The organism is Maribacter sp. HS (genome assembly GCF_048059195.1).
Lineage (GTDB): Bacteria > Bacteroidota > Bacteroidia > Flavobacteriales > Flavobacteriaceae > Maribacter > Maribacter dokdonensis.
The window spans coordinates 541,920-555,312 of the sequence record NZ_JAYLVV010000004.1 but is presented as its reverse complement, the minus strand read 5'-3'; the positions used below and the strand labels follow the sequence as shown (position 1 = coordinate 555,312).

The 13,393-nt window shown below is 35.1% G+C and carries 15 protein-coding genes; 7 read left to right on the top strand and 8 right to left on the bottom strand.

Annotated elements, in window-relative coordinates:
• Positions 1-36: 36 nt before the first annotated feature.
• The 4 genes from VBZ51_RS12000 to VBZ51_RS11985 all read right to left on the bottom strand — a co-directional run bounded on the left by VBZ51_RS12000 (position 37) and on the right by VBZ51_RS11985 (position 3,482).
• Positions 37-1,530, bottom strand: coding sequence for an ATP-binding protein (locus VBZ51_RS12000; protein ID WP_416577081.1), 1,494 nt, complete (start codon positions 1,528-1,530; stop codon positions 37-39).
• Entirely contained in the window at positions 1,527-2,228 is a 702-nt protein-coding gene (locus VBZ51_RS11995) for a response regulator transcription factor (protein ID WP_058102660.1), read from the bottom strand. The genes VBZ51_RS12000 and VBZ51_RS11995 overlap by 4 nt, the downstream gene beginning before the upstream one ends.
• Positions 2,229-2,447: 219 nt before the next feature.
• Positions 2,448-2,930, bottom strand: coding sequence for a hypothetical protein (locus tag VBZ51_RS11990; protein ID WP_416577080.1), 483 nt, complete (start codon positions 2,928-2,930; stop codon positions 2,448-2,450).
• A 117-nt stretch (positions 2,931-3,047) separates the two neighbouring features.
• On the bottom strand, positions 3,048-3,482 hold the full coding sequence (locus tag VBZ51_RS11985) for a hypothetical protein (protein ID WP_416577079.1): 435 nt from the start codon (positions 3,480-3,482) through the stop codon (positions 3,048-3,050).
• Between the two features lie 105 nt (positions 3,483-3,587).
• On the opposite strand from VBZ51_RS11985, the gene truA reads away from it, so the two are divergent.
• The 3 genes from truA (at position 3,588) to VBZ51_RS11970 (ending at position 6,238) form a co-directional block, all read left to right on the top strand.
• Entirely contained in the window at positions 3,588-4,373 is a 786-nt protein-coding gene (gene truA / locus VBZ51_RS11980) for a tRNA pseudouridine(38-40) synthase TruA (RefSeq protein ID WP_416577078.1), read from the top strand.
• 35 nt (positions 4,374-4,408) lie between these two features.
• Complete coding sequence (corA, locus tag VBZ51_RS11975; RefSeq protein ID WP_099192688.1) at positions 4,409-5,503, top strand: magnesium/cobalt transporter CorA; 1,095 nt, start codon at positions 4,409-4,411, stop codon at positions 5,501-5,503.
• 192 nt (positions 5,504-5,695) lie between these two features.
• Positions 5,696-6,238, top strand: coding sequence for a hypothetical protein (locus VBZ51_RS11970; RefSeq protein WP_416577077.1), 543 nt, complete (start codon positions 5,696-5,698; stop codon positions 6,236-6,238).
• 71 nt (positions 6,239-6,309) lie between these two features.
• On the opposite strand, the gene cysM is transcribed toward VBZ51_RS11970, so the two are convergent.
• Both cysM and epsC read right to left on the bottom strand, forming a co-directional pair.
• Positions 6,310-7,194, bottom strand: coding sequence for a cysteine synthase CysM (gene cysM, locus VBZ51_RS11965; protein ID WP_058102666.1), 885 nt, complete (start codon positions 7,192-7,194; stop codon positions 6,310-6,312).
• Entirely contained in the window at positions 7,187-7,978 is a 792-nt protein-coding gene (epsC, locus tag VBZ51_RS11960) for a serine O-acetyltransferase EpsC (RefSeq protein WP_058102667.1), read from the bottom strand. The genes cysM and epsC overlap by 8 nt, the downstream gene beginning before the upstream one ends.
• Positions 7,979-8,033: 55 nt before the next feature.
• Here epsC and VBZ51_RS11955 point away from each other — a divergent pair, with 55 nt between their 5' ends.
• Positions 8,034-8,759, top strand: coding sequence for a DUF2461 domain-containing protein (locus tag VBZ51_RS11955; protein ID WP_416577076.1), 726 nt, complete (start codon positions 8,034-8,036; stop codon positions 8,757-8,759).
• Here the strand turns inward: VBZ51_RS11955 and VBZ51_RS11950 are convergent.
• On the bottom strand, positions 8,742-9,149 hold the full coding sequence (locus VBZ51_RS11950) for a hypothetical protein (RefSeq protein WP_058102668.1): 408 nt from the start codon (positions 9,147-9,149) through the stop codon (positions 8,742-8,744). The genes VBZ51_RS11955 and VBZ51_RS11950 overlap by 18 nt on opposite strands.
• A 276-nt stretch (positions 9,150-9,425) precedes the next feature.
• On the opposite strand from VBZ51_RS11950, the gene VBZ51_RS11945 reads away from it, so the two are divergent.
• Entirely contained in the window at positions 9,426-9,830 is a 405-nt protein-coding gene (locus tag VBZ51_RS11945; RefSeq protein ID WP_058102669.1) for an acyl-CoA thioesterase, read from the top strand.
• On the opposite strand, the gene VBZ51_RS11940 is transcribed toward VBZ51_RS11945, so the two are convergent.
• Entirely contained in the window at positions 9,827-11,116 is a 1,290-nt protein-coding gene (locus VBZ51_RS11940; RefSeq protein ID WP_416577075.1) for a dipeptidase, read from the bottom strand. The two genes, VBZ51_RS11945 and VBZ51_RS11940, sit on opposite strands and share 4 nt — an antisense overlap.
• 143 nt (positions 11,117-11,259) lie before the next feature.
• Between VBZ51_RS11940 and VBZ51_RS11935 the strand changes: the two genes are divergently transcribed.
• Both VBZ51_RS11935 and VBZ51_RS11930 read left to right on the top strand, forming a co-directional pair.
• Entirely contained in the window at positions 11,260-13,017 is a 1,758-nt protein-coding gene (locus tag VBZ51_RS11935; RefSeq protein WP_416577074.1) for an ATP-binding protein, read from the top strand.
• Between the two features lies 1 nt (position 13,018).
• Positions 13,019-13,384 (top strand): response regulator transcription factor, encoded by a 366-nt coding sequence (locus VBZ51_RS11930; protein ID WP_058102672.1) that lies wholly within the window; start codon positions 13,019-13,021, stop codon positions 13,382-13,384.
• The last annotated feature ends 9 nt before the right edge of the window (positions 13,385-13,393 follow it).

Below are 13,393 nucleotides of genomic sequence, written 5' to 3'. Positions count from 1 at the left end.
TTGAACGGGCTTTCTCTTTTTCATAGCAATTTAAACTCATTGCAATTGATAAGCGGGCAATTTAAAAATAAAGGAACTGCCTTCATATGGTTTACTGAGTACCACAATGGTGGTGTCATGTAAATCCATAATCTTTTTAACAATGGCAAGGCCTAAACCTAACCCTTGTTTTTTGGTAGTTTTATCTACCTGTTTATATCGATCAAATATAAATGGTTGGTCATTTATAGGTATGCCGTTACCGGTATCGGTAATATTGATTTCTATTTGTTTGCCCATTTTAACAAGGCTCAAAGTGACTTTTCCATGAGGCTCCGTGTACTTAATTGCATTCTCTATTAAATTCTGCAATGCCCTTTCTACCAAACCAATATCCGCATAGACCATATAATTCTCCTCAGGATTGTCCAATTCTAAATGCAATTGCTTTTGTTCTGCCAATAACCTGAACTTTGCAATAAGATCGTGTGAAAGTTCTGTGATAGAGAAAGGTTCTTTTATTGGGGTCACTTGTTCTGCTTCTAATTTAGAATACTCGAACAGTTGATTGATCAAGTCAGATAACTTATCAATGTTAGCATGGGTTATTTGTAAGTACTCGTCTTTTTGATCCTCTGTCAATGAATCTTTCTTGATCTGTAACGTTTCTATATATCCTTTTAAAACGGCAAGCGGAGTACGTAAGTCATGTGATACATTGGCAATCAACTCTCTACGTAAATTATCTACGGATTTTATTTTCTCCATATTCTCTACTATGGAGTCTGCCATTTTATTAAAGGAAAGAGCTACCACTTCAATATCGGATTCTTCAGGATTTTCTATTCTAATATCTAGATCGCCTTCTTGAAATTTACGAACGGTTTGTGTAATCAACCTTAAATTTTTGGTCAAGAACCAAATACTTAGAACTCCAATTAAAGCCGAAAAAAGCATGGTCAGCAAAATGGCACCAATGCTCAGTTTTGTAAAATACGAGCCAAAAAGGTTATCACTTATTAGGGCCAATTGCTTTCCGGCAACTATAATATAGATATAGCCTTCATGACCATCTATTGAAAATGGAGCTGCAGAAAAAATATTTTGCTCGTTGGGGTTTAAAGGGTCGTCGCCCAAAATAAATTCTTGTCCTTTTGATGCTATGTATTTATTAATCGGTTCTAAAGAAACCGATTTCATTGGCTCGTTATCGTTATGTTCCAATACTACGGAATACAGAATGTCACCGGCATTGTTCAAAAGATATATTTCTATACCCCGATTAACGGCCATCATATCATGCATTAAATCACCAAAAAGCGCTTTGTTTACACTACCGTCTTCAAGAAAAGGGGCATCTTTCTGAAATTTTTCCTGGATGACATGTTCTGCAACGTTAGCATTAATGCGCTGGGTAATGGCTTCATTGTAGTTAAGCGTAAGATACCCTGTGATAAAAATATAAGAGGCACCCATTAAAACAATTAGGAAAATAAAAGCGATCCATAATTTTTTGACCAGTTTAGGGGTCAAGGTCTTTTCATTCTTCATAATGCCATTATCTCTTCATTAAACTTGTAACCAACGCCCCATGTTGTTAAAATATAGGTTGGGTTTGCCATGTCAGATTCTATTTTGGCGCGTAATCTGTTGATATGGGAGTTTACCGTATGCTCGTATCCTTCAAAATTATAGCCCCAAATCATATTCAATAATTCTGTTCTGGTATAGTTTCTACCAGGGTTAGAGGCCATTAGGACCAATAGCTCAAATTCCTTAGGCGAAAGTTCGATCTTATAATCATCTACAACTACCTTACGTTTGTCAATATCTATGGTTAAACCCTCCGCTGATATTATGGAAGTATCTTCTTGTTTTTTACCGGTGTCGTTAGTTCTTCTTAAAACAGCTTTTATCCGTGCCAATAATTCCCTTATGCTAAAAGGTTTGGTCATATAATCATCTGCACCTATTTCCAAGCCCAGAACCCGATCAATTTCCTCTGACTTTGCGGTAAGCATGATTACGGGTGTATTTTTGGTAGCCCGTAGTCTTCTACAAACTTCAACACCATCTAAGCTTGGCAAGGTCAAATCTAAAAGTATGAGCTCATAATCATTTTGCAAAGCCAGTTGAAGTCCTTCATCGCCATCCATAGCCATGGTTGTTTCATAGCTGACATCAGACAAATGAAGTTCTAACAACTTAATGATTTCGGGGTCATCCTCTATAATTAGTATACGTTTCATGGAGTAACGAATTAAGATAAAAAGTATCACAGAAAAATCACATTACGCAGAAAAGTACCGTATCTACTGTAATGGTTTGGGTGTTGAGTCGTGTAATCCAATAATAATTACAAAGAAGTTGAATAAATCCGATGAACCGAATACATACAGCGATGTAAGGTGATAGCAAAAAAAAGCCTCGATAAAAATAATCGAGGCTAATATATCTAGAATTTTATATTATTTCCAGTGATCCACATGCTGGTTCATATCATCGAACAAATAGGTGCCCACAATTTCTTTTCTGTACACTACAGCCAAAAAGGTAACTAATAATAATACGGTGTATAGCAATAATATAAAAAAGCCCAGGGGCAAAAACGTACTTGGAATAAGATGATTTTCAAAATCCGAATAACTGAATAATATGATAATGGTTTCTACCAATTTATAGAGATAGACCAAAGAAATAAGATACAACACGTATTCTAAAGTGCGCATTGGCGGGTCACTTAGTTCGTTTTCATTGATTTTAAACCATAGTACATACAGAAAGACCAAATGGATTATGGATAACAAAGGGAAAATGTAGTTGTCAATCTTAAAGAAATAAAACTTGTTGGTGTACAAGCCGTAAAAACTAAAAATGTTCAATAGAAACAATACGGCAACCGATACGATTAAAGTACGTTTCCAGGTCAATATTCCTTTAATAGAATTCATAAAACTAAGTTTAAATGGTCTTAGGGGAACCATAGTTTCGTTTCAAGAACGGGTATGTTTTTCGTTTATTTTAAACAATTCGATGAACGGTTAACTTTGTTGATTAAGTTACTGACCTTAAGCTAACCACCTCTTCATGATACTATATTTTATAAATAAAAGCAACATAAAACTGATTGCAAAAATTATCAAAGGCATTTGCATGCTAGTTGGCCCTATGACATTACTTATATTACTGTAGAAATAAAAATATAGTATTTGAATAGTCGTTGCAATAATGGATATTAAACCTAATTTAAAAGCCATAATTTTTCTTAGAAGAAGAAATAGTGATGCTGTAGTTCCAGCAAAAACATCAACACCAAATACGATCAGCAACCAAAAAGGACGGTTCTCATAGATATATCGTTCATCATCTGTCAACACGTTATAAATTTCATCTGTAACAAAACATTCGCTTAAAAAAGATAGAATTCCAGTGATGCTATAAAAAAGGGCAAAAACAGCAACTGCCCAGAAAATTTTTGGCGGATTTACTGTTGAATTGATCATAGAGGGAACCTAAGTGTTTGTTACTTAGACCAATTTAATAAAAACTCCATGATTTACAGCAAACCACTGTATAGTTCATGCTAAATTGTAATTACTTTTGTAGCTATGAAAAAACTGCAGTTTTGCTATTTGGTACGATTACAATATTTAGGTTTTCGATATAACGGTTGGCAAGAGCAACCAAAAATGCGGACTATTACAGGCATGTTAAACAAAACCTATGCTTTCTTATACCCAGATAAGCATTTTAAAATATTAGGTGCCGGTAGAACAGATGCAAAGGTTTCTTCATTAGACGGTGCTTTTGAATTGTTCGTGGATGATGAAATTAAAGACTTCAATGGTTTTGTTATTGATTTCAATAAAAACCTACCACCGGATATTAGATTACTTTCCATATCAGCCGTTGAACCAAATTTTAATATTATTAAGGATAGTAAAACAAAGGAATATTGTTATTTCTTTTCCTTTGGAACCAAAAATCACCCATTTAGTGCCCCGTTCATTACAAACTATATGCACGACCTTAATTTAGATGTAATGAAAGAAGGTGCCACATTATTCACTGGGACTCATGACTTCTCTGTATATACTGCAGAATTAAAAGCGAATGCCAAAACCATAAGAAAAATTGATTCTTGCCATATTGAACCCAACACTATGTTGACCGCTAATTTTTTTCCAGAGCAGAGTTATGTTTTAAGAATTAAGGGCAAGGGTTTTATGCGATATCAAATTAGAATGATTATGGGAGCATTGGTGCAATTGGGCAAGGGGGAACTGTCACTTGATGATATTAGAACTTCTTTGCTTGCAGATGCTGATATGGTCTTAAAGACTATTGCGCCTGGTTCCGGTTTAATTCTTAATGAACTGACCTTTACGAATTAGTTGTTTGTTTAATATATTTATAAAAAATACCATATATGGCCACAAATAAAAAGCTCAACTTCCCAAAGCGAAAAAAGAAAAAATCGCGCCAGCAGAATAAGCTAGGGAAAGCTCCAGGAACTATAAGTTACATGGGGGATAAGGAGCGTGGAGATAGTGTTATTTATAGTACTACCTATAATGCCGATGGTTATGAGACCAAAGAGTTTACAGATTTAGAAGCATTTTTTGCGGAAAAAAGAACAGATCAAACTTCTTGGATCAATGTAGTTGGTATATCTGATGAGCCCTTTATTGAAAAACTAGGTAAGCATTTTAACCTAAACCCTTTGGTGTTAGAAGATATTGTAAATACCGAACAACGACCTAAGGTAGATGAATATGACGACTATATTTTTGGCATATTTAGAATGTTATATATTTCTGAGGAAGAAGAAATTGTAGGGGAACATATTGCCTTGGTCTTATTGGAGAATACCGTATTGGTATTCCAAGAGGTAAAAGCTGATGTGTTTAACGGGCTAAGAGACCGTATAACCGGTAAGTTAGGGCGCATTAGGACCAGAGGTGCAGATTACCTATTTTTTGCCCTTTTAGATGCTATTGTGGATAATTATTTTTTAGCCATTGAAAACCTGAACAACAGAATTGAAATTCTAGAGGAAGAAGTATATTCTAATCCAGAACCGGTGGTGGCAAAGAACATTCAACTACTTAAAAAGGAAGTGCTTAAGATCAGAAGATGGATCTTTCCGGTAAAGGAGCTAATAAGCCGACTTATAGATTCTGAAAATCCGTTGATTACAAAGGATACGAAATTGTTTTTACGAGACGTATTGGACCATGCCATTGAAATAAACGAAAGTTTACAGATTTATAGAGAAATGTCTATGAGTTTAATGGAAATGTACATGAGTAATATGAGTAATAAAATGAACGAGGTAATGAAAGTATTGACCATTATGGCCTCAATATTTATACCATTGACTTTTATTGCCGGTATCTACGGAATGAACTTTGACCATATGCCAGAACTGCATTATAAGTATGGTTATTACGTTGTTTGGATCGTAATGATACTTCTATTTATAGGAATGATGTTCTATTTTAAAAAGAAGAAGTGGTTATAAACCTGCGTCTATTGCCTTTATAAAGTACTGAATTACCTATAGCATACGTATTCCATTAAAGAAATATGCTTATGGGTCATTGGTAGCTTAGCGTTTCATATATCTTGCCCTTGTTCAATGTATTGGACAAATAAGGTTTTGACATTTTTTTAAAAGTGATCAAAATGTAGTAGTAACATTTAATATGTATATATGAAAACTAAGAATATTTATATGTCTTTAGCGGGAATCCTTTTAATGACAGGAACGCTAATGGCGCAAGAGAAGAATCAAGAAGTTTTAGATACTAAAATATCTAAATCTTATACTGTGAACAACGGAAAAAAGTTGGTTAAAAATTCAGTAGAAATTACCACAAAACGTTTAAATACCATTGAAAACGCTAAAGAAGATGAGGGCAAAATAGATCAGGATAGGGTAGTGGACAGTGTAGCCACAATTATTAAAACAGTTCAAATAGATAATGACGAAGACGATGCTTTCGATGAAAAAATAGTGTTCAGTTATGAAGCTAAAACTCCTGAAGATTTTGTTTTGGTTTCAAAAAACAATGAATTGGTGGTAGCCATGAATGAGGGTGACAATTTAAAAATCGTAGAGAACATCAATTTGAAAAGTAAAAAAATGATGAACGATAAAACCACTTATATTTTTACCAACGAACACGGTGAAAACTTAGAATTTTTGGTGGAAGAATATAGTAGACCCAATGAAACTGTTATGTTAGAAGAGTAATTCACTATAACAATGAATAGAAAAGAGCCGCAAATGCGGCTCTTTTTTTATATCAATCTTTAATTGTTTAACTAATCAAAAAGGCTAGATGATAAATACCGATCACCACGATCACAAACGATAGATACAATAATACCTTCTTCTATTTCTTGAGCTAATCTTAGGGCAACAGTAGCTGCGCCACCACTACTCATCCCAGAAAAAATACCTTCTTCCCTGGCTAATTTTCTTGCCATTTCCTTGGCTTCTATCTCATTGACCTCCATAATACGATCTACCTTTTTAGCATCAAAGATCTTAGGTAAATATTCCGTAGGCCATTTTCTAATACCAGGTATGCTGGCGTTATCACTTGGTTGTACTCCTACAATTTGTATATCCTTATTTTGTTCTTTTAAGTACGTAGAAGTTCCCATGATGGTACCCGTTGTACCCATAGCGGAAACAAAGTGGGTGATTTTACCTTGGGTATCGTTCCAAATTTCAGGTCCCGTTGTTTTATAATGTGCTTTCCAGTTATCTGGATTGCCAAATTGGTTCATCATTTTATAACCTTCATTGGCTACTTTATTTTCAGCATAATCGCGAGCACCTTCAATACCTACATCAGAAGAAGTTAGGGTCACTTTTGCGCCATAAGCTCTCATGGTCTGCACACGTTCTTTCGTAGAATTCTCGGGCATTACCAATTCTATATCCAATCCGTATACTCCCGCAATCATAGCTAAGGCAATACCGGTGTTACCGCTAGTAGCTTCGATCAGCTTATCATTTGCTGTAAAATCACCATTATCATAACCTGTTTTGATCATGTTATACGCGGCACGGTCCTTAACGCTTCCACCAGGATTATGACCCTCCATCTTAAAATACACGGATACGTTAGGGTTGGTATTTAAAACCCTTGATTTTACCAAAGGCGTATTACCAATGAGCGATAATAAAGAATTAGACATGGGGTATTGTTTTTATTTTAATTTCTGGGGTGTGGAAAACAGTGGAATGTGCGGGTACAGACGCCGTTATCCATGCGTTACCACCAATAATACTGTTGGCACCTATTACGGTATCTCCGCCTAAAATAGTGGCATTGGCATATATGGTGACATTATTTTCTATTGTTGGATGCCGTTTGGTCTTCTGTAAATTTTTAGCCACAAAAAGACCGCCCAAGGTAACCCCTTGGTATATTTTAACATCGTTCTTAATTATTGCAGTTTCACCTATGACCACACCTGTACCGTGATCTATATGGAACGACTTTCCTATTTGCGCACCAGGATTAATATCTACGCCGGTTTGTCTATGGGCATATTCCGTCATTAATCTTGGTACCAATGGAAATCCTGTTTTATACAGTTCGTGTGCCAACCTATATACGGATATGGCATAGAAGCCAGGATATGCCATGTACACCTCTTCAATAGATAATGAGGCAGGATCACAATTAACGGTAGCCTCTGCGTCTAAATTTAGACTTTCTAACACTAAGGGTAATTTTTCAACATAGTTCTCCCAAACCTTTTTACAGGGTTTTTCGCTTTCCCAGCAAGCTAGATCAACTAGTTCATCAAATTGTTTCTCCAATTCATCCAAGCTGTCCGCTACCGGTGTTTCAATATCGAACAGGGTATAAAAAAGTAAGTCGGTAAACTTTTCAGTATTTCTTTTTAATCGAAATCTTAAGTTTGGTTGCTTCTTGTGGGTATTAATCTTTTCGATAATAGATCGATGGTCCATGAGTTTGCATTAGTTCATCAAAATTAACCAAATAACTAAAAGTACTTCTCATCTAATGGTTAACTTTAGCTTAAAATCACAAGAGTTAGGTCGTATGTTAGAAACGAATATTACAAAAAGCACTTTACAATATTTAAATGCACTTAAAGAAAACAATAATAGAGAGTGGTTTACGGAACATAAACCCACCTTTCAAAAAGAACAAGAACAGGTAAAAAGCTTTTTTAATCATGTACTACAATTATTGAATACCCACGATGAAATTGAAAAATTAAAAATATTTAGAATTTATAGGGATGTTCGTTTTTCCAAGAACAAGACTCCTTATAAAACGCATTTTTCTGCCTCATTTGCTAGAGCTGGTAAGCATAGGCGTGGTGGCTACTATGTACAAATTGCACCGGGCAATAGTTTTATAGCTACCGGTTTTTGGGCTCCAGAGAAGAATGACCTTTTACGCATAAGAAAGGAATGGGAGTTAGATTCTTCTGAATTGGTAGCCATTATCGAAGACAATTCGTTTAAAAACATATGGGGTCCATTGGTAGGTGATGAGCTTAAGACAGCACCTAAGGGATTTGATAAAGAAGACCCCAACATTGCATTTATTCGTAAAAAACAATTCATTTTTACCAAAAGTTTTACCGATGCAGAGGTACTGTCAGACGATTTTGCCAAGCAAATAGACCAAGCGTTTAAGACTATAAGACCTTATTTTGACCTTATGAGCAGTATATTGACCACCAATTTAAATGGGGAATCACTATTGGACGAGCTCTAACTTTTCAAAATATTGAATTTGATCCTGTATTCTTTTAATCACCATATTCATCATTCGCTTGTTCAAGGCAGACGAGTTTTGAATATAAATTTCATATTCATCGACCGTAAATTGGCCAATGATCATACCTTTTAAAGAATTTCTAAACTTAATGTCTTTTTGAATGGCCTTGGTAACATAGTCCAAACGTTTTTCAAGTTTTAGCTCATAAAACGTATTTTTCATTTTCTTGATATAATTCTGAAAAGAGGCTAGGAATAAATCATTCTGTAATTTTAATATGGGGCGTAATGTAAGATTTTGAAATCGTTCATCATCACTCATATTTGGTACTATTCTGGCAGATGGAATTAAAGGTCGAATTGACTGCAATTTCTGTGTCCTGTCCATTATGTATAGATTTTACTTAAAGGTACGTATAAGATAAAATCCATATACAAGGGGTATAATAAGTTTTTAACCTCTTATGAACAATAACCACAGTATTAAATATGTACCCCTAAAATTTTGTTTATCATAATTCTGTCAAGCAACAATTATTAATATGAAACTTATTAATTGCTCTCTATTTACAATTGATAAATCGTACCTCTAAAATGGGTCAAATTGTAGTTTTACTAAATTAACAACTAACTTTGCAGTGTAAATTTTGCTAAAAAATAGACTATGAGATTTCATACAAGAAAATTAGTTAAACCAGGCGATTTAAATTCTAACGGCACTTTATTTGGTGGTAGATTATTAGCTTGGATAGATGAAGAAGCAGCCCTTTACGCCATTATTCAATTGGAAAACGGTAAAGTGGTTACCAAGTATATGTCAGAAATCAATTTCATGAGCGCTGCCGTTAAAGGTGACGTTATTGAAATAGGTATAGAGGTGGTAAAGTTCGGTAAAACATCATTGACCTTAAACTGCGAGGTACGTAATAAGATGAATCATGAAACTATTGTTACCGTAGATAATATTATTATGGTCAACCTAGGTGAAAACGGAAAACCTACACCACATGGTAAGACCAAAATAGAGTTTGTAAAAGATCGCTTAGCGGCATTGGGTGAAGTTGATTAACTTTCACCCAATTCTTTTGCTATTCGCTGTACGTCATCAAGTACTCGCAATAGGTTTCCTCCCCATAATTTTTCTATTTCTTCTTGGGTATAGCCTCTATTTACAAGTTCTAGGGTTACGTTGAAGGTTTCAGAAGCATCGTTCCAGCCTTCAATTCCACCGCCGCCATCAAAGTCAGAGCTAATACCCACATGGTCAATTCCTATTAATTTTACCATATAATCTATATGGTCTACGAAATCACTGACATTTACCGCTTCTGGCGCATCGCTTTTAGTTTCTGCAATTTCTTTGCCTATTTTTAAAACCTTAGGGTAGTTGTCCATGAATGCCGCCTTTTCAACATCGGATAAACTGGAAAATTGAGAACGCTCATACCAAGCTATATCCAAGGAATCTGCTACTTGCTGGTAAATTGATTTCATGAATGCTGCCCTTGCTTCATGCTTTTCCGTATTTAGATATGAACTAAAGGCAACCGTTTGTACTACACCACCATTTTCTTTCATCATAAGCAATTGCTCGTCATCTAAATTTCGGCTATGTCCACATAAGGCTCTTGCCGATGAATGCGAGGCTATTATAGGGGCTTTTGACAATGAAATCATTTGCTTTATAGCTTCTTTTGATGGGTGAGATACATCTATCATAATACCTAACCTGTTCATTTCGGCAACGGCCTCTTTCCCCAAATCACTTAAACCATTATGCAACCATTCATCATCAGCTTCACCTGTATTGGAGTCAGAAAACTGACTATGACCATTATGGGCCAATGAAATATAACGTGCGCCCAAATCATGGTAAACCTTAAATTGGTCCATATCTAGTCCGATCGGGTATGCATTTTCTACACCGATCATGGCAACCTTTTTACCACTTTCTACAATTCTTTTTACATCTGCAGAATTTAAGGCCAATTCAATTTGATCCGGTGCAATTTCTTCGCACAATTTATGGATAGCCTCAAATTTTGACATAGCATTTTCTTTGGCCTTGGCATAACCTTCATCTGTAAGTGTATCTTGACCTGTGTAAACAATAAGCCAAGTAACATCCAAACCGCCTTCTTCCATCTTGGGTAAATTGATTTGGGTATCTAGCCTCTGGCTGTAATTTACACTGTCTGTGAAGTTTTTGATGTTGATGTCATTATGGGTATCAATAGTAATGACTTCTTCATGAATTCGTTGGGCTTTTTCAAGCTTGGTTTCTTCTTTTTTCTCCTTTTTTTCTGCGCAGGATACTATCGATAAAACGCAAATTAAATAGATAAACTGTTTCATAGGGTTGGTTTATGACCTACAATTTAAGTGTATTCACAACAAATAACCAGCCTTAGAGAACATTTTATTGTCTGCATAATGGTTATAGCGCATTTTTAGGGAATTATAAGTTACAACCCAAACTAATTAAAGAAAACCTATTTATGGCAATTTCAAAAACTAAGGATTTACTTGGTCAATTGGCACAACTGGAAAAAACAGTAAGTGAATTTTCTTTTGAGGAGCTAAATGCCAATGAAGCTAAGGTGTTAAAAAACTCTTTTGACACGTTTAGATCTAGTTTAGAAAATCATATTTATTCTCCCAATACTACTTCCCCTATGGTTGAAGAAACCAAGGCTGGTGATATGAGAGAGCAAGAGAGCGCTCAAAACCAATTTATTGCTCATATAAGCCATGAGATCAGAACACCTTTAAACAGCATCATTGGGTTTACAAATTTGCTGAACGAAGAAAATTTGACCAAAAGCCAACACAAAAAAGTAGATGCTATACAATTTGCCTCCAATACACTTTTAAAGTTGATCAATGAGGTGCTGGATTATTCTAAAATATCTTCAGGTAATACCAATTTCGAGTCTGTAGATTTCAATCTGCATAGCTTGTTGAATGATGTTATGTTCTTGTGCGAAACCTTAATTGTTGATCGTGATATAGAGTTATTGGTAGAAATTGACGAAAACGTACCTAAGATAATTAAAGGAGACCCTTCTAAACTATCTCAGGTGCTTCTTAACCTTTTAGGGAACTCGGTAAAATTTGTACATAAAGGCTTTATTAAGCTTGAAGTTTTTGCATCTAAGACTTTCAATGGAGGTTGTGAACTTGAATTTTCCGTAGCAGATACCGGTATTGGTATTTCTCAGGAGAAAATAAAGACCATTTTCAATAGCTACACTCAAGCTGAAAATGACACCTCTAGTAAATATGGTGGTACGGGACTTGGTTTAACGATTACAAAAGAGATTATTGAAAAACTACAGGGCAATATTGAAATAGATAGTACTGTAGATAGCGGTACAACGGTAACTTTTAGGGTTCCTTATCCTTTAGGCAATAATATCCATACCAGCAAAAACACCAATAATGATAGCACATTAGAAGGTAAAAGGGTGTTGGCAGGAACCAAAATTATGGTTTTTGAAGACAACCAAATGAATCAGCGCTTAATTGTAGAGCAGTTGACCAAATGGGGCTGTAAGGTATATTCCAATCTAAGCTTGCCAAAATCATTGAAAACTTTAGAATCCAAAGAAATAGATCTCATTTTAATGGATCTTAAAATGCCCGGACAGAACGGCTTTGAAGTGTCTAAAGTCATTAGGGAGCATAGCAATACGAAGGTGAATACTATTCCTATTGTTGCATTTAGTGCAGATTTCACTGAGCAGGACAGTAAAGACTGTAAAGCAATTGGCATAAATGATTTTTTACTGAAACCGTACACATTAGAACAATTAATGAAGACCATACTAGACAATAAGAATATTAAACTTGAACAAGCAGAGTATTCTGCATTACTTCAAAAGCCAATGATAGAACCTAAAGAAACAACTGTTGTAGACCTTAACCATCTTTTAAAAGAGTGTTTTGGTGAGATAGATATGCTAAATGAACTGGTGAAGTTGTTCAAATTAAACGCCATAGAATTTATAGGTAACGTAAAAATTCATTTAAAAACCGAAAATTTAAAAGAGATAGCGTTATCCGCACATAAATTAAAGGCTGGTTTTGCCATGGTTAAAGCTGATGGTATGAGAAAGCTTATTGTAGACCTAGAGGCAAGCTGTAAAGCACATCAACCTGAAAAGGTAAAAGAGCTATATGAAATATTCTTAACCGATTATCCTTTGTTGGAGGAGAATTTGGATATGGATTTAAAGACCCTAAACAAAAAATAATATGGGTAAACGTGTACTCTTGGCAGATGATGATCAACTGTTGGCCTCGCTTTTAAATTTTAGGCTAAAAAAAGGCGGGTATGCGGTTCATCATTCCGTCAATGGAAAAGAGGTGAAGGAATATCTAAAAAATGATATGCCCGATATTATAGTGAGCGATATTATGATGCCTTATTTTTCAGGTATTGAGCTTATAGATTATGTTAGAAACGACCTTAAATCAAATACGCCTATCATTATTATTTCATCAGCAGGCAATGAACAGAACGTTCTTACCGCTTTTGAATTAGGAGCAAATGATTTTATTACAAAACCAGTTAGTCCAACAGAATTATTAGTACGCATAGCTAGAGAGATAAATAAATAATTTTAAATA

Bases quoted from the DNA above. Each gene is read 5' to 3' on its own strand.
- VBZ51_RS12000 (WP_416577081.1), bottom strand. From the start codon at position 1,530: ATGAAGAATGAAAAGACCTTGACCCCTAAACTGGTCAAAAAATTATGG.
- VBZ51_RS11995 (WP_058102660.1), bottom strand. From the start codon at position 2,228: ATGAAACGTATACTAATTATAGAGGATGACCCCGAAATCATTAAGTTG.
- VBZ51_RS11990 (WP_416577080.1), bottom strand. From the start codon at position 2,930: ATGAATTCTATTAAAGGAATATTGACCTGGAAACGTACTTTAATCGTA.
- VBZ51_RS11985 (WP_416577079.1), bottom strand. From the start codon at position 3,482: ATGATCAATTCAACAGTAAATCCGCCAAAAATTTTCTGGGCAGTTGCT.
- truA (WP_416577078.1), top strand. From the start codon at position 3,588: ATGAAAAAACTGCAGTTTTGCTATTTGGTACGATTACAATATTTAGGT.
- corA (WP_099192688.1), top strand. From the start codon at position 4,409: ATGGCCACAAATAAAAAGCTCAACTTCCCAAAGCGAAAAAAGAAAAAA.
- VBZ51_RS11970 (WP_416577077.1), top strand. From the start codon at position 5,696: ATGAAAACTAAGAATATTTATATGTCTTTAGCGGGAATCCTTTTAATG.
- cysM (WP_058102666.1), bottom strand. From the start codon at position 7,194: ATGTCTAATTCTTTATTATCGCTCATTGGTAATACGCCTTTGGTAAAA.
- epsC (WP_058102667.1), bottom strand. From the start codon at position 7,978: ATGGACCATCGATCTATTATCGAAAAGATTAATACCCACAAGAAGCAA.
- VBZ51_RS11955 (WP_416577076.1), top strand. From the start codon at position 8,034: ATGGTTAACTTTAGCTTAAAATCACAAGAGTTAGGTCGTATGTTAGAA.
- VBZ51_RS11950 (WP_058102668.1), bottom strand. From the start codon at position 9,149: ATGGACAGGACACAGAAATTGCAGTCAATTCGACCTTTAATTCCATCT.
- VBZ51_RS11945 (WP_058102669.1), top strand. From the start codon at position 9,426: ATGAGATTTCATACAAGAAAATTAGTTAAACCAGGCGATTTAAATTCT.
- VBZ51_RS11940 (WP_416577075.1), bottom strand. From the start codon at position 11,116: ATGAAACAGTTTATCTATTTAATTTGCGTTTTATCGATAGTATCCTGC.
- VBZ51_RS11935 (WP_416577074.1), top strand. From the start codon at position 11,260: ATGGCAATTTCAAAAACTAAGGATTTACTTGGTCAATTGGCACAACTG.
- VBZ51_RS11930 (WP_058102672.1), top strand. From the start codon at position 13,019: ATGGGTAAACGTGTACTCTTGGCAGATGATGATCAACTGTTGGCCTCG.